The sequence below is a fragment of the Phyllobacterium sp. SB3 genome (genome assembly GCF_040009165.1).
Classification (GTDB): domain Bacteria; phylum Pseudomonadota; class Alphaproteobacteria; order Rhizobiales; family Rhizobiaceae; genus Phyllobacterium.
Genome location: NZ_JBDYKI010000001.1, coordinates 825,706 through 847,047 on the forward strand (window position 1 = coordinate 825,706; position 21,342 = coordinate 847,047).

Below are 21,342 nucleotides of genomic sequence, written 5' to 3' on the forward strand. Positions count from 1 at the left end.
CGGTTATAAACCAGATAGTGCATCAAACATAATCTTTCCAGTAACTGGAAGGTCAAGGGGCATGGGTTTTATTATGCAAAAGCCCGAAACAATGTCGGGCTTTGCTTAGACGCTCTGTCAACCGGCTTGGCTGATTTCATCTCCGGTACCAAGTTGTCCGGCTTCCCAGCCCAGGATCGCACGCTTGCGGGTGAGGCCCCAGTGATACCCGGTCAATGCGCCGGATTTGCCGACGGCCCGGTGGCAGGGTACGACAAAGGAAACTGGGTTGGCGCCCACCGCAGCACCAACGGCACGTGATGCCTTGGGCGATCCAATGTCGGCAGCGATGTCGGAATAAGCAACGCACTTGCCCATCGGAATCTTGAGAAGCGCTTCCCAGACACGCAGCTGGAAGTCTGTCCCTATGGTGACAACCTTCAAAGGCTTGTCGGCGCGCCATTCTGCCGGATTGAAGACGCGAGCCGCATAAGGTGCAGTTGCAGCGAGGTCCTCTACATAGGTTGCGTTGGGCCAACGTGACGACATATCGGCAAGAGCTTCGCGCTCCTTGCCGGGATCAGCAAATGCCAGTCCGGCCAATCCGCGATCCGTCACCATGATCAAGGCCTGACCAAATGGTGAAATGAGAAACCCGTAACGGATGGTCAGCCCTGCACCACGCGTTTTGTAATCACCGGGAGACATGCCCTCATGTGTTACAAACAGATCATGCAGGCGGCCGGGACCGGAAAGCCCGGTTTCATAGGCTGCCTCAAGCAAAGGCATGCCATCGTCGAGCAGGCGACGCGCATGGTCAATTGTCACTGCCTGCAAAAAGCCCTTGGGGGATAGTCCCGCCCACCGCGTAAACAGCTTTTGAAGGCCTGTTGGCGAAAGGCCGGTGTCGCGAGCCAATGTCTCTAGCGAAGGCTGGTCGCGATAGTCCTTGCTGATGCGCTCTATGATATGGCTGACAATTGCATAATCATCGCCGCTTGGCGTAATATCTTTCTGAAGTATGGCGTGTGGTTTCATGGTTCTGCACCTCGTTGTTGAGGTTATATGACCATCGATAGGCCTTTGTCGCCACCCGATTCTTGCACGCGGCGCAACTACCGGCTTTTTGCCGTCGCCAAGGCATTCTGAAAGGCGGAAGCGAAGCTTTCGCGATCATCCGGATTGAGGAATGAGCCGATAGTCAGCGCTTTGCCGCGACTCTCTACCTGCATCGATGTGATGCCAATTTCTGAATGGCGCGCCACATGAAATCGTGTCCAGAATGGATTGAATTCGTGCAGATTGGTTCGGCCTGATGCAGCTACTTGGCGGACCTGCAAAGCAATACGGGAAACGCTGACTTCCTCATGTGCTCGCCCGGATCGGTAGTTCAAACGAAAGGCAATATAGACGAGCAGGACATCAAGCCCGAAAAATCCGAACACCGGCCATGCTCCGAGCATCAGGAAGAAGATTCCTGTTACAAAACTGCTTATACCGAGCGCGCCCATAAGGACGAGAAAGCCTGTCTTTCCAAGCGAGCGATGCGGCACGAGAAGAGCGCGGAAAATCTCTTCTTCGTTGATGCCGCCAGCGTCAATTGGGTCGATTGTTTGGTTCATGGGGTTTGAGTATAGAAGGCAAATGGAAAATCCCAAGCGTAAAGTTGATCAGATTCACGTGAGCAACAATGTTTCCTCGAAGGTGCGCCGTGTGGCCGGTACGAGCTATACAGCAGCGGAAATCCATGAAATTTTCCGGCGTTTTTCGGTCCAGCGGCCCGAGCCAAAAGGCGAGCTTGAGCACGTCAATCCGTTCACACTGCTTGTAGCGGTTGTTCTGTCTGCACAGGCAACAGATGTCGGTGTGAACAAGGCAACGCGGGCTCTCTTCAAAATTGCCGATACGCCCGAGAAGATGCTCGCACTCGGTGAAGAAAAAGTCGGCGATTACATCAGGACAATCGGTCTTTGGCGCAATAAGGCCAAGAACGTAATCACCCTGTCGCAAACACTGATCAATGAATACAATAGTGTCGTCCCTGACAGCAGGGACGAGTTGGTCAAGCTTCCCGGCGTTGGCCGTAAGACCGCAAATGTCGTACTTTCGATGGCTTTCGGGCAAGCTACGATGGCTGTTGATACGCATATTTTTCGCATCGGCAATCGTCTCGGTCTTGCGCCCGGTAAAACGCCGGAGCAGGTGGAAGACAAATTGATGAAAATTATTCCGGCGGAATATCTTTATCATGCGCATCACTGGTTGATCCTGCATGGCCGGTATACCTGCAAAGCGCGCAAACCCGAGTGCCCGGCATGTGTTATCGCCGATATCTGCAAGGCTGCCGAAAAGACTTCGGAAATACCCGCGCTATTGGTGCCGCTTCCGCCACAGGTCTTCTGACGAATATTGCTAATGTACGGCAGCAGGTGGCTCGGACTGCGCAACAGCCTTGTGCAGGTGGACCATCATTGCTGCGGCAAACAGCGGTGTCAGCAGGTTCAATATCGGGATTGCCATGAAGGCTGCGATCAACAGGCCAGCCAGAAATACGGTCGTTGAGTGCTTGGAGCGCAAGGCTTTTGCCTCCATTTCGGGGCGGAACCGCATCGCCGCAAACTCAAAGAACTCGCGGCCAAGCAGATAACCATTCACCACGAAAAACGCGATAATGTTGATGCCGGGTATCAACAGCAAAAGCAGTGCAATAATGTTGCCAACAATAACGACACCGAGGAACTTTGCTGAAAGAATGAAGGAGCGAAATGCTGGAAGGGGACGCCCTTTCGGATCTAGAGGATAATCTTCCTTCTCCACGACTTCAGCAACGTCATCGAGAAATAGCCCGGCGACGATGGCAGTCACCGGAGCGATGAGAAGGGCCAGCCCCAAAGCCAGCCCCAAACTTGCAAGAATTCCGGCAATAAAGCCGATCCATCCGGTCCATGCGGGGAGTTCGGGGATCATCTGGTCGACAAAAGGCCAAGCCAAAGCTTCGAAGATTTCCCGAAGTCCAAACCAGACGCCTGCCAGAAGCAGAATTGTCAGGCCGATCGATTTCCACAGGACAGCGCGAAACTCCGGTCTGAATAAATGACTTGCTGCAGCGCGGGCGCTTTCGACTATCATTGGCGTTCCGTACTCCAGTTGAACCTCTGCATCCGAGATAGGGTCGGTAACAGTTGATGACAAGGCAACATATGCCAAACAAGGGGTAGTAAAGCTTTTGCTGACGCGCTACGAAGTGCTCCGGAATATTCGCTTACAGGTGTAATCGCTGCCAAGGCGGCCTCGCAATCCGGAGAATTCATGTCCAGCTATGACGTGCTTTGCATCGGCAATGCCATTGTCGATATCATTGCCCGCACCGATGACGATTTCATCGTGAAGAACGGCATCATCAAGAATGCAATGAACCTTATTGATGCCGATCGTGCAGAATTTCTCTATGAGCGCATGGGACCAGCTATCGAGGCATCGGGCGGAAGCGCTGGCAATACAGCCGCTGGCGTCGCCAGCCTCGGTGGTCGCGCCGCTTATTTCGGCAAGGTTGCCGACGATCAGCTCGGCCATGTCTTTATCCATGATATCCGCTCGCAGGGCGTGGCATTCGATACGAGAGTCTTGCAGGCCCCACCGCCCACCGCCCGATCAATGATTTTTGTGACGCCGGATGGCGAACGTTCGATGAATACCTACCTCGGTGCTTGCATCGAACTTGGACCGGAAGATGTGGAAAGTTCAAAGGTATCTGAAGCAAAAGTGACTTACTTCGAGGGCTACCTCTGGGACCCGCCCCGTGCCAAGGAAGCCATCCGCCTTTCGGCAAAAATCGCACATGAATATGGTCGCGAAGTATCCATGACCTTGTCAGATCCTTTCTGCGTCGACAGATATCGCGAAGAATTCCTCGATCTCATGCGTTCCGGCACTGTGGACATCGTATTTGCCAATGAAGCAGAATTGAAATCCTTGTATCAGACCGATGACTTCGAAGAAGGTCTCGAATTGATCCGCAAGGACTGCAAACTTGCAGCGATCACCCGCTCCGAAAAAGGCTCGGTCGTTGTGTCAGGGGATGAAACTGTTTCGGTTCCGGCAATCGAAATTAAAGAGCTGGTGGATACGACCGGAGCAGGCGATCTTTACGCTGCTGGCTTCTTGTTCGGTTATACCAGCGGGCGTCCGTTGGTTGATTGCGCGAAGCTCGGTTCGTTGACAGCAGGTCTGGTAATTCAGCAGATCGGCCCGCGTCCTCAGCAGAATCTCAAAATCGCAGCTGAGCGCGCCGGATTACTCTGAACGGATATAGCCATCGCGCTTGAGTTCCTCATCAGTGCGGCCCGGCTTGTGATAGTTGGGCAGTATCCATCCGAAATAAAGCGCTCCGCCGCGTACAGAAAACGCAGCGAGCGCAGCCACCGGCGCGGCGATCTCGGGTGCCACGGAGAGCTTGTACAGGAGTATGTATGCGCTTGAGCCAGCCAATGCCGCCGTGACATAAATCTCGCGACGCATCAGGACTGATGGCTCTCCCGAAACAATATCGCGCAAAATACCACCAAAGGTTGCAGTCAGAATCCCTGTTACAACCGCGATTGTTGAATCGAAACCTACTGCCAGGCCTTTGGCGGCGCCAAGAACGCTATAGGCAGCAAGCCCCAATGCATCGAGCCAAAGCAACAGGCGATAACGCGATTCCAGCAGATTGGCTGAAAAGTAGACGATAAAGGCGGCTGCGGTACAGACAAGCAGATTGCCTGGGTCCTGCACCCAGAACACCGGAACGCCCAAAATCAGATCGCGCAGGGTACCTCCACCGATACCTGTAACGGCAGCCAGAAACACAAAGGCGATGATATCGAGTTGCCGCCGCGATGCCGCTAGCGCCCCCGTGGCTGCAAAAACGAACACGCCCGCATAATTGAATAGCTGAATCATGGTCATTGGCAGTGTCCTTACGCTGTAATTAGGCTGAAGATACAGCACGCTACCGCTAAAATGAAAAGAGCCACGCTCCCTTTGGAAACGTGGCTCTAATTTGGTGTGCCCTCAGATCAGGCGTCTTTTTCCGCTTGCGGGTTTATCGGTCCCGGCTCGGGCTGACCTTCAGCCGATGCCTGCTTGGGACCGCCCTTGGAAACGCCGACCAGAGCGGGGCGAAGCATGCGATCACCAATGACATAGCCGGATTGTGCTACCTGCAACACCGTGTTGTGTGGAACATCTGCATTCGGAATTTCAAACATGGCCTGATGGAAATTCGGGTCGAACTTCTGGCCCTGCGGCTCGATCTTCTTGACGCCATGACGCTCCAGAGCCGAAATCAGCGAACGCTCGGTAATGTCGACACCCTCGGCCAGTGCTTTAAACCCGGCATCGCCTTGCGCAAGCACATCGGCTGGAATGGCTTCGAGCGCCCGCTTGAGATTGTCGGAAACCGAAAGCATATCGCGTGCGAAATTCGCAACCGAATAGCTGCGCGCATCATGCACATCGCGCGCGGTACGCTTGCGAAGGTTTTCCATATCGGCAGCAAGACGCAGCAACTGATCTTTCAAGTCGCCATTTTCAGCGCGCAGCTTGTCCAGTTCAGCCCAATTTTGGGCATTTGCCTCGACTTCATCTTCATTCGCCAGGGCGTATTCTTCAGCCTTGCGTGATTTCAGAAAATCATCGGCAGCGCGTTTCAGCGCATCGCGATCGCGCGGATTCTTCAGATCGCGCTGATCGAGATCAGGTGTGTCGTGATTGTTCTTGTCGTCAGTCATCTATCCAGTCCGTCCTATATTCGTAAGTTGCGCTGGATATCGAGGTTTAGTGCTCGAAAATCAAGTGCAAACCGCTCTATCGCAAGAGTCTTGAGACAAGTTGTGCCGTATAATCCACCATTGGTACGATACGGGCATAGTTGAGCCGTGTCGGGCCGATGACACCAAGCGCGCCGATAATCCGCTGTTCGGAATCTCGATAGGGTGCGATCACGAGAGAAGACCCAGAAAGCGAAAACAGCTTGTTTTCCGATCCAATGAAAATACGCACACCCGGCCCGGCTTCCGCCAGATCAAGCAGTTGCAGCGTACCCTCTTTTGTTTCCAGATCATCAAAGAGATGGCGTAAACGCTCCAGATCGGCTTCCGCGTGAATTGACTCCAAAAGATTGCCCCGGCCCCGAACGATCAAACGTGCAGGTTGTCCTGCCCCATCGCCGCCCCACACTGCCAAGCCCTGCTTGACCATATGCTGCGAGAGACTATCGAGGGCCTGCTGCGTCTCATCTTTGAGACGTGCAATTTCCTGCCTCGCCTCGGTAATGGTGCGTCCCTGAATATGCGCATTGAGAAAATTGGATGCTTCGATCAATTGCGAAGGTGTTACGCCAATTGGAAGGTCGATGACCCGGTTTTCCACGTCACCGTTTTGCGTAACGAGAACCGCAAGAGCTTTCGTAGGCTCCAGCCGCACGAACTCGATATGTTTCAGTGCACCTTCAACCTTGGTCGCAAGCACAAGACCAGCTCCACGTGACATGCCGGAAAGAATCTGGCTTGCTTGCGTCAGCACATTTTCTGCGGATTGCGCATCACCGGCACGGACCTGCGCTTCGATTGAATTGCGCTCTGACGAAGAAAGATCACCAACTTCCATGAATGCATCGACGAAAAAGCGCAGGCCAAGCTGGGTTGGCAAGCGCCCGGCCGAAATATGCGGAGCATAGACAAGGCCCAGATGCTCAAGATCGCTCATGACATTGCGGATAGTGGCCGGTGACAGGGCCACCGGCAATATACGCGACAGGTTGCGGGAACCCACCGGCTCGCCATCGCCCAGATAGCTCTCGACGATACGCCGGAAAATATCGCGTGACCTCTGATCAAGCGATTGAAGTGCTTCCGGGGCGACTGCCTTGTTCATCGTGCCTCATCTATCGGTTGGTTATAACACTGATATAAGCATTCTTGCCGGAATCATCAAAGCCTTTGCTTCATCACCTCATCGCGGTTAAAAGGCCGAAAGCTTTTCAACAAGAGGTCTATCCATGCGTCACTCCAAACGAGCCCCCGACGAAATGCGCGCCATTTACTTTGAGCGCGGCGTTTCCAAACATGCTGAGGGCTCGTGCCTGGTCAAGTTCGGCGATACCCATGTGCTGTGCACTGCCAGCCTTGAGGAAAAAGTGCCGGGCTGGATGCGCAACACGGGCAAGGGTTGGGTAACTGCGGAATATGGCATGTTGCCTCGCTCAACCGGCGATCGCATGCGCCGCGAAGCTTCATCCGGCAAGCAAGGTGGGCGTACCCTTGAAATTCAACGCCTGATCGCACGTTCATTGCGGGCAGTCGTTGATTTGCAGGCACTGGGCGAAGTGCAGATCACTGTCGATTGCGATGTCATTCAGGCCGATGGCGGTACACGTACCGCAGCAATCACCGGCGGTTGGGTGGCTCTGCACGAATGCCTGCGCTGGATGGAAACACGCCAGATGCTGAAAGTGGAAAAGGTTCTGAAAGATCACGTCGCTGCAATCTCTTGCGGTATTTCCAATGGTACGCCTGTTATCGATCTTGATTATCTCGAAGATTCCACGGCGCAAACCGATGCCAATTTCGTCATGACCGGCAAGGGTGGCATTGTCGAAGTTCAGGGTACGGCTGAAGGCGAGCCGTTCTCACAGGAAGAACTGCTCGCCCTTATGGATCTGGCGCGCAATGGCATCACACGGCTGGTTTCCTTGCAGAAAATGGCAGTCAGCTAAGGGGCGAGACCATGCAGCCATCGGGCATATTGGAAACAGCGCTTTATGTAGATGATGTCGAGGTGGCGGCGCAGTTTTACGGCGGCCTGCTTGGTCTGGAATGCATATTGCGGGCAGGCGAGGAATCAGCATTCTTTACCTGCGGTGCCGGTGTGCTTATCGTCTTCAATGCGGAGAAGCTGAAAGACCGGCCTGTTGGTGGCCTCCCCATTCCAAAACATGGTGCAAAAGGCCCGGGTCATGTTTGTTTCCGTGCTTCCCGGGATGAAATTGCGACATGGAAATCCCATCTGACAAAGCATGGTATAGAAATCGAAAGCGAATTCGATTGGCCAGGCGGAGCACATTCGCTCTATTTCCGCGATCCCTCGGGTAACTCCGTGGAGTTCGCTGAACCACAACTATGGAATTTGAAATGAGAACACTGGAAAAAGGCAAACTACTGGTTGCCAGCCACAATCAAGGCAAGATCAATGAAATGATTGATCTGCTTGGCCCTTTTGGCTTTGAGGTTGTGTCTGCCGCCGAGCTGGGACTGCCCGAACCGGACGAGACTGGCACCACTTTTGAAGAAAATGCGTACATCAAGGCTTTTGCTGCTGCAAAGGCCACCGGCCTTGTAGCTCTCTCTGATGATTCTGGCCTGTGTGTAGACGCGTTGGGCGGTAATCCGGGTGTTTATACAGCCAACTGGGCGGAATTGCCGGATGGCAAGCGTGACTTTGCATACGGTATGCAGAAGGTTGAAACCGCGCTTCAGGAAGAAGGCGTTGTTAAACCCGAAGAGCGCGGCGGGCGGTTTGTTTCCGTTATTTGCCTTGCTTGGCCGGATGGAGAAGCCAATTATTATCGCGGCGAAGTGGAAGGAGAAATTGTCTGGCCGCCGCGCGGTACAGCTGGTTTTGGCTTCGATCCCGTGTTCAAACCGGAAGGTTATGAAACCACCTTCGGTGAAATGACGGCGGAACAAAAGCATGGCTGGAAGCCCGGCGATGCATTGGCCTTGTCCCATCGCGCCCGCGCTTTCCAGTTGTTTGCCAAAGACTGTCTGGACGCTGCATGAACCATAGCGACCATAGATCCGAATCCGGCTTCGGGATCTATGTCCACTGGCCTTTCTGCATGGCGAAATGCCCCTATTGCGACTTCAACTCGCATGTCCGGCATCAAGCGGTAGACCAGCCGCGCTTTGCTGCGGCTTTTGCCCGTGAAATGGCAACCATGCGGGAGCGAACAGGCGCACGCAAAGTGTCCAGTATCTTTCTGGGCGGCGGCACACCATCATTGATGCAGCCCGAAACTGTCGCTTCCGTTTTGAACGAGATTGCCCGCAACTGGCATGTGCCGGACGATATCGAGATTACGCTGGAGGCCAATCCAACCAGCGTCGAAGCGGATCGCTTTCGTGGCTATCGTGCTGCTGGGGTCAATCGCGTATCACTTGGCGTTCAGGCACTCAATGATCCGGATTTGCGCCGCCTTGGCCGCATGCACAATGTCGATGAAGCTTTGGTTGCGATCAAACTTGCACGCGAGATTTTCCCCCGCCTGTCCTTCGATCTGATCTATGCAAGGCCGGACCAGACAATCGAGGCGTGGCGGGAGGAACTGGCAAAGGCCATTTCCTATGCGGCCGATCACCTGTCGCTCTATCAGCTGACAATTGAGGAGGGTACGCCGTTCTACAACCTTTGGAAGGCAGGCAAGCTGGTTACTCCGGATGGTGATCATGCAGCGGCGCTTTATGCCGAAACGCAGGATGTTACTGCCAAGCATGGCTTGCCTGCCTATGAGATTTCCAATCATTCCGTGCCGGGTGCTGAATCACAGCACAATCTCGTCTATTGGCGCTATGGCGAATATGTCGGTATCGGCCCCGGTGCTCATGGACGCTTCATTGAGAATGGCGCGCGTTCTGTGACCATTACCGAGCGTCACCCTGAGACCTGGGTGCAGAAGGTTGAGGCCAATGGGCATGGCGTTGTTGAAGAAGAGTTTTTGACCGGCGAGCAAGAGGGCGATGAATTCCTGCTCATGGGGCTGCGGCTGGTGGAAGGTATCGATCTTTCCCGTTATGAGCGGCTCACCGGCCATAGCGTCAAGGAAAGCCGGGTGATTTCCTTGGCCGAGCAGGGGCTTATCGAATATATCGGCAACAGCCGCATCAGGACCACGCCGGAAGGAGCGATTGTGCTCAATGCGGTTATCGCCGATCTGGCAGCTTGAGGATATGCAGTGACCGAAGCGGAAAACACTCAATCTGCCGATAAGGACCGGAGTTATCAGATCGGCAGCGCATCCTATCGTGCCCGGCCTTTGGAACCGGCGCTCTATATTGTGGCGACGCCCATCGGCAATCTTGGGGACATGACGCTTCGCGGTATCGAGACTTTGGCTGCTGCAGATGTCATTGCATGCGAAGACACGCGCGTCAGTCGTGTTCTCCTTGATCGTTACGGCATTTCGCGCCGCCCTTATGCCTATCATGAGCATAATGCAGAGATGGCAGGGCCCAAGCTTATCGAAGCTCTCCTTGCCGGAAAAAGCGTCGCGCTGGTGTCAGATGCGGGCACGCCTCTGGTATCCGATCCGGGTGGACGCCTTGTTCCCGAAGCCAAGGCTGCCGGCATTCGTGTCGTACCAATTCCCGGTGCATCCTCGGTTCTGGCGGCGTTGACAGCTTCGGGCCTTTTCAAGGATGCGTTTTATTTCGCTGGGTTTCTTTCCTCAAAACAGGGACAGCGCAAGGCAAAACTCGAGCAGTTGAAGAATTTGGATGCGGCATTGGTGTTCTTTGAATCACCCAACCGTACCTCGACCACACTGTCCGATATGGTGGAAGTGTTTGGGCCGGAGCGCCAAGGCTCGCTGTGCCGCGAGCTTACCAAGACTTATGAAACCGTGACAACTTTGCCTTTGAAGGATCTGGCCGCAGAGTTTGATGGCGAAGACCGTATTCGCGGCGAAGTTGTGCTGGTTATCGGGCCACCAAAAGAAGATGAGCATGTTGCGCGAAGCGATGACGATATTGATGCGTTGCTGCGTGCACTCAGTCTCGAAATGTCGCCGTCCAAGGCAGCGGGAGAGGCATCCCGCATGACGGGGCGGCCAAAGGGCGAGCTGTATCAACGCCTGTTGGCGATGAAATAAGGGAATCGATGAGCGAACGGGGCAAGCGCCACAAGGCCTACCGCCGCGGTCATTCTGCTGAGCGCTTTGCTGCCATGGCCCTGATGCTGAAAGGCTATCGGATCGTAGGGCGTCGCTATCGCACGAAACTTGGGGAAATCGACCTGATTGCACGCCGTGGCGATGTTGTTCTCATTATTGAGGTTAAAGCGCGGGCTACGCTCCAACAGGCGATGGATTCGGTCAATCAGCTCACTATGCAACGCATTGAATCTGCTGCCGATCAATGGCTGGCCCGGCAACCGGATCATGACCGCCTGTCGCTTCGTTTCGATCTGGTTGCGATCTTGCCTTGGCGATGGCCTGTTCATGTTCCGGCTGTTTTTACCGTTTGAGGCCCGTTATCCCTGCGGAATCATATGCACCAATTCCCAGACGTGCCCATCTATATCCTGGAAACTACAGCCATACATGAAGCCCTCATAATTTTGTATCGGCTTCCATTCCTTGCCACCAGCGGCGAGAGCTTTTGCGAGTGTTTCGTCGACTTCTTCTTTGCTGGCTGCCGATAGGGCGATAAGGACTTCTTGGGATTTTGTCGCGTCGCTAATCCCGTTATTGATAAAGTCCTTGAAGCGGTCTTCTTCCATCAGCATGGCAAAGATATTCTCTTCAATGATCATGCAGGTGGTTTTATCGTCAGAAAAGTCCGGGTTGAAACTGAAACCCAAGGCGCCAAAAAAGGCCTTTGAAGCAGCAAGATTCTTGATTGGCAGGTTTACGAAAATCATACGCATCGGGATAGCATCCTCTCCATTTGGTAGCTTACTCACAAATGACGAACGAAGGTGTCGGGTCCCGACATTCTTTAAAAAATAAAAAACAACTTGCAATTACGTTTTAACCCTATAAAAATAGTCGTGTATAGAATGCTGCTTTGCGGAGTGCTGACCTGTGCCTTATCGAAACCCTCCGGCGGGTCGATGGGGACTGTAATTGCGCGTTACATGGAAATAGAATCCGGTTGTCTCCGGTTTTTCAGAAATTCTATGCTCACGCACGATAAACGGCGCACTTCTGTTTCTTATAATCCTGTCATTGATATCGGATAATTCCCTCAGCCATTGGGATACCTTCGATTCATGACCATTCGTTCCAACCAGCTATCTGTGTTTCCTGCCTTTTTCCGTGTGCGGAATGAGGTGCTTGTGGTTATTGGGAATGGGGAAGAGGCTCTGAACAAGGCCCGCCTGCTTGAGCAGACCAATGCAACCATCCGGGTTGTCGCCGCTGAACCCGAGCCAGAATTAGCAGCGTTCCTGCGCAAAGGCGAATACGACCATATTGCAGAAGAATTTGCTCCCAAGCATTTGACCCGCGCAAAACTGGTCTTCGTCGCAACAGGCGATGAAGACCAGGACATGGCGATAGCCGATGAGGCTCGTCGCCAGAACATTCCGGTGAACGTGGTCGACCGTCCTGACCTTTGCGATTTCTATACGCCTGCCATCGTCAATCGCGCACCCATTGCCATCGCAATCGGCTCGGAAGGCACGGGCCCCGTTCTGACCCAGCTTATCCGGGCTCGTATTGATTCTGCCTTTTCACCACGCTTGGGCGATCTTGCCCGCTTGGCCAACGCCTATCGGCCTGCCGTCGAACGGCTGGTGAAAAAAGGATTGCCCCGCCGGATATTCTGGCGGTCGTTCTTCTCCGGCGATGTGGCCAGCAATGTTTATAACAACGATCTTGTTGCTGCGCATGGTTCTGCCGCAGACTTGCTGGAAAATCAGGCATCACCGAAGGGTTATGTATGGCTGGTCGGTGCAGGTCCCGGTGCTGAGGACTTGCTGACACTGCGCGCTCATCGCGTTTTGATGGAAGCGGATGTAATTGTCTATGATGCACTGGTTCCCGAAGCTGTTGTCGCCATGGGCCGCCGCGATGCAACAAGACTATCGGTTGGCAAGCGCAAAGGTTGCCATTCCAAGAGTCAAAGCGAGATCAATGATCTTCTCGTGTCCCTTGGCCGCGAAGGCAAGCGCGTTGTCCGGTTGAAGTCCGGCGATCCGCTGGTTTATGGTCGCGCTGGTGAAGAAATGGCAGCGCTCCGCGATGCCGGAATAGCCTTCGAAATTGTTCCGGGCATTACCTCTGCCTTTGCTGCCGCGGCAGATATGCAACTGCCACTGACATTGCGGGGAGTCGCCTCTTCGCTCGTGTTCACCACAGGTCATGACATGGCTGGCGACGTTTTGCCGGATTGGGCACGTCTCGCCATCTCTGGCGCAACAATCGCCGTCTACATGGGCCGTAGCGTGGCCGCTTCCGTTGCCAGCCGTCTGATACAGGCCGGTTTGCACGCGGATACGGGTGTCGCTGTTATCGAAAATGCCGGGCGCTCCGAGCGCCGCATGTTCCATGGCACATTGAAGGATTTGCCGGCGCTTGAAGAGCGGGCTGATCTGGAGGGCCCGGTGATGGTCGTCATTGGCGATGCAGTTGCCGGCGCCGCAATCCATCTGGCTGAGCCGCTTGCCACAAGCAATGCAACTTTTGAAAATTCTGTGGCGCAACGCCACCTGACAGCACAAGCTGTCTGAATCGCAAGGACGACGATCATGAGTGTCAAAGTTTTAACAGCGAACCGCCTGACAGATGGCGAAGCAGTTTGGCTTGGTGCCAATGGCGACTGGCTTGACCAGATTGATGGTGCGCTTGTCGCCCGTCATGCTGAGGCCGTAGCAGCACTTGAAGAGGCCGGTAAAGCGGCGATCAAATCCAATCTGGTTATCGATGTTAATGTCATTGATGTTGAAGAACGCGGTACAAACCTTTATCCGGTCCGTCTGCGCGAGCGCATCCGCCAACTTGGTCCTACAATTCGTCTTGATCTCGGCAAACAGGCCGAGAAAACCAGCGCCAACGCTGCCTAATATCTGAAGGTCTGAATAGAATGTATCGTTACGATGAGTTTGATCACGCGTTTGTTTCAGCCCGCGTTGAGCAGTTCAAGGATCAGGTTGAACGGCGTCTTGCCGGTGAACTGACCGAAGAGCAGTTCCGCCCGCTGAGGTTGATGAACGGTGTCTATCTGCAGCTGCATGCCTACATGCTGCGCGTTGCGATCCCTTATGGCACGTTGTCCGGCCGCCAGATGCACAAGCTGGCGCATATTGCCCGCCGTTATGATCGCGGTTACGGCCATTTCACCACCCGCCAGAACATTCAGTATAACTGGCCTGCTTTGAGCGATATGCCTGCTGTTCTGGATGAACTGGCATCCGTTGAAATGCATGCGTTGCAGACATCAGGCAATTGCATTCGCAATGTTACTGCCGATCATTTCGCTGGTGCCGCTGCCGATGAGGCCGCCGATCCTCGCCCTTATGCGGAAATCCTGCGGCAGTGGTCGTCCATGCATCCGGAATTCTCCTATCTGCCACGCAAGTTCAAGATCGCCGTGACTGGTGCTGATCGTGATCGTGCAGCGATTCAAGTGCATGATATCGGGCTTCACCTGAAGAAGAATGAAGCTGGAGAACTGGGTTTTGCTGTCTATATCGGTGGTGGACAAGGCCGCACGCCGATGGTTGCCAAGAAAATCCGTGACTTCCTGCCCGTTGAAGATTTGCTGACTTACACGACTGCTATCGTGCGCGTTTACAACCTGAACGGCCGTCGTGATAATAAATACAAAGCGCGCATCAAGATCCTCGTGCATGAAACCGGAACGGAAGAAATTACGCGTCAGGTTGAAGCTGAATGGCAGGCGATCAAGGATACAGACCTGAAGATGCCGCAGCAGGATGTCGACGCCATAGACAATTATTTCCGCATGCCAAATCTCCCGCACCGTCCGGAAGGCTGGTCACAGCTTGCCGCGGCGCGCAAGGCTGACCATTCTTTTGCGCGCTGGGTAGACCAGAATGTAACGCCGCATAAGAATCCGGACTATGGTGTCGTGACCATTTCCCTGAAGCCGATTGGCGGCATCCCCGGGGATGCAACTGATGCTCAGATGGATTTGGTCGCCGACATTGCGGAGAAATTCTCCAGCGATGAAATCCGCGTCAGCCATGAACAGAATCTGGTCTTGCCGCATGTTGCCATTGCCGATTTGCGCATAGTCTACGATCTGCTGTTGACCGATGGCTTGGCGACCGCCAACGCCGGACTGATCACCGATATCATCGCTTGCCCCGGCCTTGATTATTGCGCGCTGGCTAATGCCCGTTCCATTCCGGTAGCACAGCGTATTTCCGAACGTTTCGGTCAACCGGAACGTCAGGCAGATATTGGCGAACTCAAGATCAAGATTTCCGGCTGCATCAACGCCTGCGGGCATCACCATGTCGGCCATATCGGCATTCTCGGCGTCGAGAAGAAGGGCGAAGAACTCTACCAGATTTCGCTTGGCGGCTCGGGTGATGAGATTTGCACCATTGGCGATATTACTGGTCGCGGGTTCTCATCCGAAGAGATCGTGGATGCGGTTGAAACCATTGTTGACCGCTATCTGCTGGTAAGGACGGACAAGGAAGAGAATTTCCTTGCAACGTACCGTCGTCTAGGCGCGGCACCATTCAAGGATGCGCTTTATAACGAGACTGCAAATGCTGCTTGAAATGAATGAACGTACCGTAGCGGATGAAGCGCGTGCGCTTCAGGCCCGCTACGGGAATCTTGAACCGGCCGATATTATCGAGCTGGCTGTAGATCATTTGTTCAATGAAGAAATTGCTGTCGTTTCATCATTCGGCGCCGAATCCTCTGTGCTGCTGCATCTTATTGCTCAGGTAGACCGCGCGACTCCGGTTCTATTTTTGGAAACAGGGAAGCACTTTCCGGCAACCCTTCGCTACCGCGATGAACTGGTCGGCGAACTTGGCATGACGGACGTTCATGACATTCATCCTCTGCAACAAAGCCTCAAGGATGAAGATCCTTATGGTGCCATGTCGATGACCAACAAGGATCGTTGCTGCTACATCCGCAAGGTGGAGCCGATGGCTCGTGCCGTTGCCCCTTACCGGGCTTGGATGACTGGTCGCAAACAGTTTCAGGCGTCGACGCGCAACGCCTTGCCGGTCTTTGAGTCCGTGGGTGAGCGCATCCGCATCAATCCTCTGGCGCAATGGACGTCAGCGGATCTTCAAAATTATATGGTCGCAAATCATTTGCCTCCACATCCCTTGGTTGCAGAAGGCTATCGTTCAATCGGTTGCATGCCTTGCACCCAGCCGGTGAAGGAAGGCGAAGATGCGCGCTCCGGGCGTTGGGCTGGCAGTGACAAGACAGAATGCGGTATCCACCTGACGGGCCTTACCGATCAATTGAGCAATATTTCCCTGACGGATTCGAATCTATGAGTGACATTTCTGAAAACGCAGCTGGCGAGCTTTGGGGCCGCGAAGGATTTCGCGAAGACCCCTATATTATAGCGGAAACACTGGAAGAAACCGGCGATGCCCCGGCGTTAATTCTGCCGCTGGCTGTCTGGCTCGGCCTTGACGAAAGCGTCCGGTCAGAGACAAACCGCAAGATTGGGGTTTCTGTTGCGCCGGGTGAAAGCATTGAGCCATTGTTGCCATTGCTTGATACGATACCACTTATTGCATTGCAGTTTCCGGCCTTCAACGATGGACGATCCTATTCAAAGGCGGATATTTTAAAGAACCAGCACCAGTTCAAAGGTGAGTTGCGTGCTGTGGGCGATGTTCTCATCGATCAGGTTGCCTATATGCTGCGTACCGGCTTCGATACGATGAAGGTGACGCATGCTGTAACCCTGACGCGTCTTGCGGAGCATAATCTGCATGATGCCCCCGGCTATTATCAGCCTGGCAGGGGATCGCACACCGTCCCGGGTGCCTATAGCTGGCGTCGCGTCCCCGGCGTCTGAAAAAATCAAAGTTCAATTGGGTTTGTTGGAAAGAATTATATGTCCGAAATTATTGAAACAGATGTAGTTATCGTCGGCGCCGGCCCGGTCGGCCTTTTTGCGGTATTCGAGCTTGGCCTGCTGGACCTGCGCGCCCATGTCATTGATATTCTTGATCGTCCGGGCGGCCAATGTGCCGAGCTTTATCCGGAAAAGCCGATTTACGATATTCCGGGCTTGCCGGAAGTTACCGGCCAGGCCTTGACCGATAATCTTTTGAAGCAGATTGCACCGTTCGATCCGCAGTTCCATTTTTCGACAATGGTGAGCGCGCTCACTCGTCTGGAAGATGGCCGGTTCCGTGTAGAAACCGATGCGGATGAAGTCTTTATTACCAAGGTCATCGTCATAGCTGCGGGTGGCGGCTCATTCCAGCCGAAGCGCCCGCCTGTGCCGGAAATCGAACATTATGAAGGTGTCAGCGTCCATTATGCTGTCCGCAAGATTGAGGCTTTCCGCGATCATGATGTCGTCATCGTTGGCGGGGGTGATTCCGCACTTGATTGGACGCTGAATCTTGAGCCTGTTGCAAAGTCGGTGACGCTGGTTCATCGTCGCCCCGAATTCCGCGCTGCTCCTGATAGTGTCAACAAGATGTGGGCGCTTGAAAAAGAAGGCCGCGTGAAATTCCGCATGGGGCAACTCGGCAGCCTTGAAGGTGCTGACGGTCAGATATCGAAGGTTTTGCTCAAAGGCGGCGAAGAAGGCGAGGAAGCTCTGGAAGCCAGCCGTTTGCTGCCATTCTTTGGCCTTACGATGAAGTTAGGTCCAATCGCCGATTGGGGGCTGAACCTCGATCAGAACCTGATTGCGGTTGATACTGAAAAGTTCGAGACATCTGAACCGGGAATTTTCGCGATTGGTGACATCAATACTTATCCGGGTAAACTGAAGCTCATTCTTTCCGGTTTCCATGAGGCAGCTTTGATGTCCCAAGCAGCAAAACGCATAGTTGCCCCTGGCGAACGCATTATTTTTCAGTATACGACCTCCTCATCATCCCTCCAAAAGAAACTGAAAGCGGCTTGAGTGTCTGATTCTCTTTTCATCCACGTCACCGATCAAAAGGGCGAACGCCATACGCTGGAAGCTTTGGAAGGCTTCCGCGTCATGGAAGTCATTCGTGATTGGGGCCTCGACATCAAGGCAGAGTGCGGCGGCGCTGCCGCTTGCGGCACGTGCCATTGCTATGTCGAGCAGGAGTGGACAGAGAAACTTTTTGCCCCGCTGGATGAGGAAATTGATCAGCTCGACGTGACATTTCACGTCGAGGAGAATTCCCGTTTGTCATGTCAGTTGATCATGACCGAAGAATTGAACGGCCTGGAGATTACACTTGCTCCAGGCACTCAGAAGGATAGCGTCGCGGCTTAGGGCAACGTCGCAATTCGTGTCGTCAAAAGTTCGAAGAAGCCGTCAGAATCCACACCACGAATATAGAACGCGTTCTTCGGGCGGTCGGTAACACCCCACCAGTCAACCACTGTCATGCCAAGCGTCAACTCGTTGGAAGCATCAACCTCCACATTACACTGTCGACCCGTATAAAGCTCCGGCTTCAGCAGATAGGCGATGACATTCGGATCGTGCAGAGGTCCACCATCGCTGCCATATTTCTCTTCATCGAAACGCTCAAAAAACTCGAGAAGCGCCACTGAAGCATCACCTGACTTGGTTCCCATGGCGCGGAAGCGATCAATGCGCTTGGCGGTCGTCAGCGCCTGATGCGTAACGTCGAGCGGCAAAATCACTGTTGGAACGCCGGATTGCAACACGATTTGCGCGGCCTGCGGATCGACATAAATGTTGAACTCGGCGGTTGGCGTAATATTGCCGCCTTCAAAGAAGCCGCCACCCATAAGGACGATCTCTTTAATATGCGGGGCTAGGTCGGGCGCGCGCAGCAGCACAAGGGCGATATTAGTCAGTGGCCCAAGCACACAAAGCGTAACTGTTCCTGACGCCTCATTACGCAAAGTATCGATAATGAAATCGACCGCATGCTGATCCTGCAAAGGCATGGATGGTTCAGGCAGGTCCGGGCCGTCAAGGCCGGTTTTCCCGTGAACATGCTCGGCGGTGATCAAAGGGCGCATAAGCGGACGGTCGGCGCCAGCAAAAACCCGCACATCCGAACGCCCCGCCAGTTCGGAAATTTTACGGGCATTCACCTCGGTCAGGGCAAGCGGCACATTCCCGGCCACCGCCGTAATACCGAGTACTTCCAGTTCCGGGCTGGCAAATGCCAAAAGGATCGCCAAGGCATCGTCTTGCCCGGGATCGGTATCGATTATGATCTTACGTGCCATTTGTCGCTTTCTCTTGCTCTATATACTGCACTCCCTTGAAGTCTCGAGGTCGATAGACCATATCTGAGTACAGGAGTGAAATGCTGTTGAATTACGGGTTTTGCTTTAGGTCGCTTTACTAAAGGACTGCTTAGATGACACGAATGACACCATTTTCAAGCCCATTGCTGCTTGGATTCGACTCGATGGAAAAGACGCTGGAGCGTATCGCCAAATCCGGCGACGGCTACCCGCCATATAATATCGAGCGTATCCGTTGCAATAATGATCGTGAGCAGTTGCGAATTATTCTCGCCGTGGCGGGCTTTTCCAGCGACGATCTTGAAGTCACCACGGAAGATAATCAGCTGATCATTCGCGGCCGTCAGGTTGAGGAAGAAGCGCGGGAATATTTACATCGAGGCATCGCTGCCCGCCAGTTTCAGCGCATTTTTGTTCTTGCCGATGGAATGCGGGTCAGTAACGCCACTTTGAAGAATGGGCTTTTGTCGATCGATCTTGATCGGCCGGAACCCGAACGATTGGTCAAACGCATTAATATCGCGGTGGAAGACTAATCACGGCTCTAACGGGACAGGGCTCACGAGAGACTGTCTAAATAAGGAGGCTATAATGCAAACGAATCCTCTGACAGAACTTGAATTTTCCCGTCTTGGCTCCGGTCAGGTTGCGTACCTGCGCAAGGTCAAGACCGATGATCTCGCTACCAGCTTTCCAGCTCTTCCGCCGATGACGCCGGGTGTCGAGCTTTGGGCGCTCTTTGCAGCTAACGGCGATCCTATCGTGCTTTCCGATGAACGCGACAATGTTCTTGTCGGCGCTCAGGAACACGAGTTGCGCACCGTGATGCTTCAGTAATTGCGCAGATTGGAAACAGCGTGGGTCAGACTTTAACAGTCTGCTCCACGCGATCTTCCGCTCCAAAAATCTCAAGATAGCGCTTTATCTCGGTGGGATCACCCGTGGCCTTCTTGGGATTGTCCGAGAGCTTCACTGCGGGACGCCCATTGGCGTAGCTGACCTTGCAGACCAGCGAAATTGCATTCAACTGGTCGTTGAAGCGCGGGGCGCAGTCCTCAAAGTCATTGGTCAGGTTGGTGCCCCAACCGAAGCTCATGCGAACCTTCCCGTCAAAATGCCTGTAGGTTTCTTCGATCGTGTCGACGTCGAGGCCATCCGAAAACACCAATAGCTTTTCGCGTGGGTCTTTGCCTTTTGATTTCCACCAGGCAAGGATTTTCTCGCCGCCTTCTATGGGCGGTGCGCTATCGGGCCTGAAACCGGTCCAGTCCGCCACCCAGTCAGGTGCATCGCGCAGGAATGCCGCTGTTCCGAAGGCATCCGGTAAGACGATGAGAAGATTGCCGCCATAATAGCGGTTCCAGTCCTGAAGCACCTTATAAGGCGAGGCCAGCAGTTCCTCACGGGTTTTGCTCAGAGCTGCCAGAACCATGGGCAATTCGTGCGCGTTGGTGCCTAGCGCTTCCAGATCATTATCCATCGCCATCAGCACATTACTGGTGCCGGTGAATGAAGCGCCGATACCTTCTTTCAAAGCTTCCACGCACCAGCGTTGCCACAGGAACGAGTGACGGCGGCGTGTACCAAAATCGGAAATCCGTATGTCCGGCAAAGCTTGTAAGCGCTCGACTTTCGTCCACATCTTCGCTTTGGCGCGGGCATAAAGCACATCGAGTTCAAACCGCCCCATCCGCTTCATTGCGGCGCGCGAGCGCAGTTCGTTGATGATGGTGAGCGCTGGAATCTCCCACATCGTGGTGTACATCCACGGGCCGTGAAAGTTGAGTTCGTACTGGCCATCGCGCTTGATCAGCTCGTATTCCGGTAACTGGAAGTTCGAGAGCCAGCTGAGAAAGTCCGGCTCGAATATCTGGCGCTTGCCATAGAACGTATTACCGCCGAGCCAGATCATTTCCTTTTTCGTGAAGCGAACTTCCCGGGCGTGATCGAGCTGTTCCCGCAACTCCTGTTCGTCTATCTGATCGCCCAGCCGGACTGTCGTAGTGCGATTGATGAGAGTGAATGTAGCATCGACCTTGGGATAGACACCCCAAATCATCTGCAGCATCAGGAGTTTGTAAAAGTCGGTATCAAGCAGACTCCGGACGATGGGGTCCAGTTTCCATGTATGGTTGAAAACGCGCCGGGCTATATCGGTCTTGGTCGCCATCGAATGCTATCCTTGCGAATATGTCGCCAGTGGT

General features: G+C 53.9%; 26 protein-coding genes. 17 read left to right on the forward strand and 9 right to left on the reverse strand.

The window, feature by feature from the left end; genetic code table 11:
• Window positions 1-117: 117 nt before the first annotated feature.
• Complete coding sequence (locus ABKW30_RS04085; protein ID WP_348596779.1) at window positions 118-1,017, reverse strand: bifunctional helix-turn-helix domain-containing protein/methylated-DNA--[protein]-cysteine S-methyltransferase; 900 nt, start codon at window positions 1,015-1,017, stop codon at window positions 118-120.
• A gap of 77 nt (window positions 1,018-1,094) precedes the next feature.
• Window positions 1,095-1,601 carry a DUF2244 domain-containing protein gene (locus tag ABKW30_RS04090; RefSeq protein ID WP_348596781.1) on the reverse strand — a complete coding sequence of 169 codons (507 nt, stop codon included), beginning with the start codon at window positions 1,599-1,601 and terminating at the stop codon, window positions 1,095-1,097.
• Here ABKW30_RS04090 and nth point away from each other — a divergent pair.
• Complete coding sequence (gene nth, locus ABKW30_RS04095; RefSeq protein WP_348596783.1) at window positions 1,600-2,382, forward strand: endonuclease III; 783 nt, start codon at window positions 1,600-1,602, stop codon at window positions 2,380-2,382. The two genes, ABKW30_RS04090 and nth, sit on opposite strands and share 2 nt — an antisense overlap.
• 9 nt (window positions 2,383-2,391) lie before the next feature.
• On the opposite strand, the gene ABKW30_RS04100 is transcribed toward nth, so the two are convergent.
• The gene (locus tag ABKW30_RS04100; protein WP_348596785.1) at window positions 2,392-3,108 is read right to left on the reverse strand and encodes a sulfate transporter family protein; all 717 of its coding nucleotides are present in this window, start codon (window positions 3,106-3,108) and stop codon (window positions 2,392-2,394) included.
• Window positions 3,109-3,288: 180 nt separating this feature from the next.
• Between ABKW30_RS04100 and ABKW30_RS04105 the strand changes: the two genes are divergently transcribed.
• A complete protein-coding gene (locus tag ABKW30_RS04105) occupies window positions 3,289-4,281 on the forward strand; it encodes an adenosine kinase (RefSeq protein WP_348596787.1) in 993 nt (330 codons plus the stop codon).
• Here the strand turns inward: ABKW30_RS04105 and ABKW30_RS04110 are convergent.
• The 3 genes from ABKW30_RS04110 to hrcA all read right to left on the reverse strand — a co-directional run bounded on the left by ABKW30_RS04110 (window position 4,273) and on the right by hrcA (window position 6,894).
• A complete protein-coding gene (locus tag ABKW30_RS04110) occupies window positions 4,273-4,926 on the reverse strand; it encodes a trimeric intracellular cation channel family protein (RefSeq protein WP_348596789.1) in 654 nt (217 codons plus the stop codon). The two genes, ABKW30_RS04105 and ABKW30_RS04110, sit on opposite strands and share 9 nt — an antisense overlap.
• 110 nt (window positions 4,927-5,036) lie before the next feature.
• Window positions 5,037-5,750, reverse strand: a complete 714-nt coding sequence (grpE, locus tag ABKW30_RS04115; protein ID WP_348596791.1) for a nucleotide exchange factor GrpE — start codon at window positions 5,748-5,750, stop codon at window positions 5,037-5,039.
• A gap of 76 nt (window positions 5,751-5,826) precedes the next feature.
• Complete coding sequence (hrcA, locus tag ABKW30_RS04120; RefSeq protein WP_348596793.1) at window positions 5,827-6,894, reverse strand: heat-inducible transcriptional repressor HrcA; 1,068 nt, start codon at window positions 6,892-6,894, stop codon at window positions 5,827-5,829.
• Between the two features lie 124 nt (window positions 6,895-7,018).
• Here hrcA and rph point away from each other — a divergent pair, with 124 nt between their 5' ends.
• From rph to ABKW30_RS04150, 6 genes are read left to right on the forward strand one after another with little or no spacing between them, the layout of a single operon-like run.
• A complete protein-coding gene (gene rph / locus ABKW30_RS04125) occupies window positions 7,019-7,735 on the forward strand; it encodes a ribonuclease PH (RefSeq protein WP_348596795.1) in 717 nt (238 codons plus the stop codon).
• An 11-nt stretch (window positions 7,736-7,746) separates the two neighbouring features.
• Window positions 7,747-8,154: a VOC family protein gene (locus ABKW30_RS04130; protein WP_348596796.1), complete on the forward strand. Its 408-nt coding sequence runs from the start codon at window positions 7,747-7,749 to the stop codon at window positions 8,152-8,154.
• A complete protein-coding gene (rdgB, locus tag ABKW30_RS04135) occupies window positions 8,151-8,798 on the forward strand; it encodes an RdgB/HAM1 family non-canonical purine NTP pyrophosphatase (protein ID WP_348596798.1) in 648 nt (215 codons plus the stop codon). Before ABKW30_RS04130 ends, rdgB begins: the two co-directional genes overlap by 4 nt.
• Entirely contained in the window at window positions 8,795-9,961 is a 1,167-nt protein-coding gene (gene hemW / locus ABKW30_RS04140) for a radical SAM family heme chaperone HemW (protein ID WP_348596800.1), read from the forward strand. Before rdgB ends, hemW begins: the two co-directional genes overlap by 4 nt.
• Window positions 9,962-10,021: 60 nt before the next feature.
• Window positions 10,022-10,885, forward strand: a complete 864-nt coding sequence (gene rsmI, locus ABKW30_RS04145; protein ID WP_348597610.1) for a 16S rRNA (cytidine(1402)-2'-O)-methyltransferase — start codon at window positions 10,022-10,024, stop codon at window positions 10,883-10,885.
• A gap of 8 nt (window positions 10,886-10,893) precedes the next feature.
• The gene (locus ABKW30_RS04150) at window positions 10,894-11,259 is read left to right on the forward strand and encodes a YraN family protein (RefSeq protein ID WP_348596802.1); all 366 of its coding nucleotides are present in this window, start codon (window positions 10,894-10,896) and stop codon (window positions 11,257-11,259) included.
• A 6-nt stretch (window positions 11,260-11,265) separates the two neighbouring features.
• Here ABKW30_RS04150 and ABKW30_RS04155 read toward each other — a convergent pair whose 3' ends face one another.
• The gene (locus ABKW30_RS04155) at window positions 11,266-11,661 is read right to left on the reverse strand and encodes a VOC family protein (protein WP_348597611.1); all 396 of its coding nucleotides are present in this window, start codon (window positions 11,659-11,661) and stop codon (window positions 11,266-11,268) included.
• A gap of 345 nt (window positions 11,662-12,006) precedes the next feature.
• Here ABKW30_RS04155 and cysG point away from each other — a divergent pair, with 345 nt between their 5' ends.
• From cysG to ABKW30_RS04190, 7 genes are read left to right on the forward strand one after another with little or no spacing between them, the layout of a single operon-like run.
• The gene (gene cysG / locus ABKW30_RS04160) at window positions 12,007-13,467 is read left to right on the forward strand and encodes a siroheme synthase CysG (RefSeq protein ID WP_348596804.1); all 1,461 of its coding nucleotides are present in this window, start codon (window positions 12,007-12,009) and stop codon (window positions 13,465-13,467) included.
• A gap of 18 nt (window positions 13,468-13,485) precedes the next feature.
• The gene (locus ABKW30_RS04165; RefSeq protein WP_348596805.1) at window positions 13,486-13,800 is read left to right on the forward strand and encodes a DUF2849 domain-containing protein; all 315 of its coding nucleotides are present in this window, start codon (window positions 13,486-13,488) and stop codon (window positions 13,798-13,800) included.
• Window positions 13,801-13,820: 20 nt separating this feature from the next.
• The gene (locus ABKW30_RS04170) at window positions 13,821-15,491 is read left to right on the forward strand and encodes a nitrite/sulfite reductase (protein WP_348596807.1); all 1,671 of its coding nucleotides are present in this window, start codon (window positions 13,821-13,823) and stop codon (window positions 15,489-15,491) included.
• The gene (locus tag ABKW30_RS04175; protein ID WP_348596809.1) at window positions 15,481-16,236 is read left to right on the forward strand and encodes a phosphoadenylyl-sulfate reductase; all 756 of its coding nucleotides are present in this window, start codon (window positions 15,481-15,483) and stop codon (window positions 16,234-16,236) included. The genes ABKW30_RS04170 and ABKW30_RS04175 overlap by 11 nt, the downstream gene beginning before the upstream one ends.
• Window positions 16,233-16,769 (forward strand): DUF934 domain-containing protein, encoded by a 537-nt coding sequence (locus tag ABKW30_RS04180; RefSeq protein ID WP_348596811.1) that lies wholly within the window; start codon window positions 16,233-16,235, stop codon window positions 16,767-16,769. Before ABKW30_RS04175 ends, ABKW30_RS04180 begins: the two co-directional genes overlap by 4 nt.
• Window positions 16,770-16,808: 39 nt before the next feature.
• A complete protein-coding gene (locus tag ABKW30_RS04185; RefSeq protein ID WP_348596813.1) occupies window positions 16,809-17,837 on the forward strand; it encodes an NAD(P)/FAD-dependent oxidoreductase in 1,029 nt (342 codons plus the stop codon).
• On the forward strand, window positions 17,838-18,182 hold the full coding sequence (locus ABKW30_RS04190; RefSeq protein ID WP_008127640.1) for a 2Fe-2S iron-sulfur cluster-binding protein: 345 nt from the start codon (window positions 17,838-17,840) through the stop codon (window positions 18,180-18,182).
• On the opposite strand, the gene ABKW30_RS04195 is transcribed toward ABKW30_RS04190, so the two are convergent.
• Window positions 18,179-19,117, reverse strand: a complete 939-nt coding sequence (locus ABKW30_RS04195; RefSeq protein WP_348596815.1) for a nucleoside hydrolase — start codon at window positions 19,115-19,117, stop codon at window positions 18,179-18,181. The two genes, ABKW30_RS04190 and ABKW30_RS04195, sit on opposite strands and share 4 nt — an antisense overlap.
• A 134-nt stretch (window positions 19,118-19,251) precedes the next feature.
• On the opposite strand from ABKW30_RS04195, the gene ABKW30_RS04200 reads away from it, so the two are divergent.
• Window positions 19,252-19,674, forward strand: a complete 423-nt coding sequence (locus tag ABKW30_RS04200; protein WP_348596816.1) for an Hsp20 family protein — start codon at window positions 19,252-19,254, stop codon at window positions 19,672-19,674.
• 55 nt (window positions 19,675-19,729) lie between these two features.
• On the forward strand, window positions 19,730-19,975 hold the full coding sequence (locus tag ABKW30_RS04205) for a DUF1150 family protein (protein ID WP_348596818.1): 246 nt from the start codon (window positions 19,730-19,732) through the stop codon (window positions 19,973-19,975).
• A 25-nt stretch (window positions 19,976-20,000) separates the two neighbouring features.
• Here ABKW30_RS04205 and pncB read toward each other — a convergent pair whose 3' ends face one another.
• The gene (pncB, locus tag ABKW30_RS04210; RefSeq protein WP_348596820.1) at window positions 20,001-21,308 is read right to left on the reverse strand and encodes a nicotinate phosphoribosyltransferase; all 1,308 of its coding nucleotides are present in this window, start codon (window positions 21,306-21,308) and stop codon (window positions 20,001-20,003) included.
• Window positions 21,309-21,342: the final 34 nt, after the last annotated feature.

What these genes read in the sequence shown, in the direction of transcription:
- ABKW30_RS04155 (WP_348597611.1), bottom strand. Translation starts at nt 11,661, where the DNA reads ATGCGTATGATTTTCGTAAACCTGCCAATCAAGAATCTTGCTGCTTCA.
- ABKW30_RS04180 (WP_348596811.1), top strand. Translation starts at nt 16,233, where the DNA reads ATGAGTGACATTTCTGAAAACGCAGCTGGCGAGCTTTGGGGCCGCGAA.
- ABKW30_RS04165 (WP_348596805.1), top strand. Translation starts at nt 13,486, where the DNA reads ATGAGTGTCAAAGTTTTAACAGCGAACCGCCTGACAGATGGCGAAGCA.
- nth (WP_348596783.1), top strand. Translation starts at nt 1,600, where the DNA reads ATGGGGTTTGAGTATAGAAGGCAAATGGAAAATCCCAAGCGTAAAGTT.
- ABKW30_RS04175 (WP_348596809.1), top strand. Translation starts at nt 15,481, where the DNA reads ATGCTGCTTGAAATGAATGAACGTACCGTAGCGGATGAAGCGCGTGCG.
- hemW (WP_348596800.1), top strand. Translation starts at nt 8,795, where the DNA reads ATGAACCATAGCGACCATAGATCCGAATCCGGCTTCGGGATCTATGTC.
- ABKW30_RS04100 (WP_348596785.1), bottom strand. Translation starts at nt 3,108, where the DNA reads ATGATAGTCGAAAGCGCCCGCGCTGCAGCAAGTCATTTATTCAGACCG.
- hrcA (WP_348596793.1), bottom strand. Translation starts at nt 6,894, where the DNA reads ATGAACAAGGCAGTCGCCCCGGAAGCACTTCAATCGCTTGATCAGAGG.
- ABKW30_RS04150 (WP_348596802.1), top strand. Translation starts at nt 10,894, where the DNA reads ATGAGCGAACGGGGCAAGCGCCACAAGGCCTACCGCCGCGGTCATTCT.
- ABKW30_RS04130 (WP_348596796.1), top strand. Translation starts at nt 7,747, where the DNA reads ATGCAGCCATCGGGCATATTGGAAACAGCGCTTTATGTAGATGATGTC.
- rdgB (WP_348596798.1), top strand. Translation starts at nt 8,151, where the DNA reads ATGAGAACACTGGAAAAAGGCAAACTACTGGTTGCCAGCCACAATCAA.
- rph (WP_348596795.1), top strand. Translation starts at nt 7,019, where the DNA reads ATGCGTCACTCCAAACGAGCCCCCGACGAAATGCGCGCCATTTACTTT.
- cysG (WP_348596804.1), top strand. Translation starts at nt 12,007, where the DNA reads ATGACCATTCGTTCCAACCAGCTATCTGTGTTTCCTGCCTTTTTCCGT.
- ABKW30_RS04195 (WP_348596815.1), bottom strand. Translation starts at nt 19,117, where the DNA reads ATGGCACGTAAGATCATAATCGATACCGATCCCGGGCAAGACGATGCC.
- ABKW30_RS04090 (WP_348596781.1), bottom strand. Translation starts at nt 1,601, where the DNA reads ATGAACCAAACAATCGACCCAATTGACGCTGGCGGCATCAACGAAGAA.
- grpE (WP_348596791.1), bottom strand. Translation starts at nt 5,750, where the DNA reads ATGACTGACGACAAGAACAATCACGACACACCTGATCTCGATCAGCGC.
- ABKW30_RS04200 (WP_348596816.1), top strand. Translation starts at nt 19,252, where the DNA reads ATGACACGAATGACACCATTTTCAAGCCCATTGCTGCTTGGATTCGAC.
- ABKW30_RS04205 (WP_348596818.1), top strand. Translation starts at nt 19,730, where the DNA reads ATGCAAACGAATCCTCTGACAGAACTTGAATTTTCCCGTCTTGGCTCC.
- ABKW30_RS04110 (WP_348596789.1), bottom strand. Translation starts at nt 4,926, where the DNA reads ATGACCATGATTCAGCTATTCAATTATGCGGGCGTGTTCGTTTTTGCA.
- ABKW30_RS04105 (WP_348596787.1), top strand. Translation starts at nt 3,289, where the DNA reads ATGTCCAGCTATGACGTGCTTTGCATCGGCAATGCCATTGTCGATATC.
- ABKW30_RS04185 (WP_348596813.1), top strand. Translation starts at nt 16,809, where the DNA reads ATGTCCGAAATTATTGAAACAGATGTAGTTATCGTCGGCGCCGGCCCG.
- ABKW30_RS04170 (WP_348596807.1), top strand. Translation starts at nt 13,821, where the DNA reads ATGTATCGTTACGATGAGTTTGATCACGCGTTTGTTTCAGCCCGCGTT.
- pncB (WP_348596820.1), bottom strand. Translation starts at nt 21,308, where the DNA reads ATGGCGACCAAGACCGATATAGCCCGGCGCGTTTTCAACCATACATGG.
- ABKW30_RS04085 (WP_348596779.1), bottom strand. Translation starts at nt 1,017, where the DNA reads ATGAAACCACACGCCATACTTCAGAAAGATATTACGCCAAGCGGCGAT.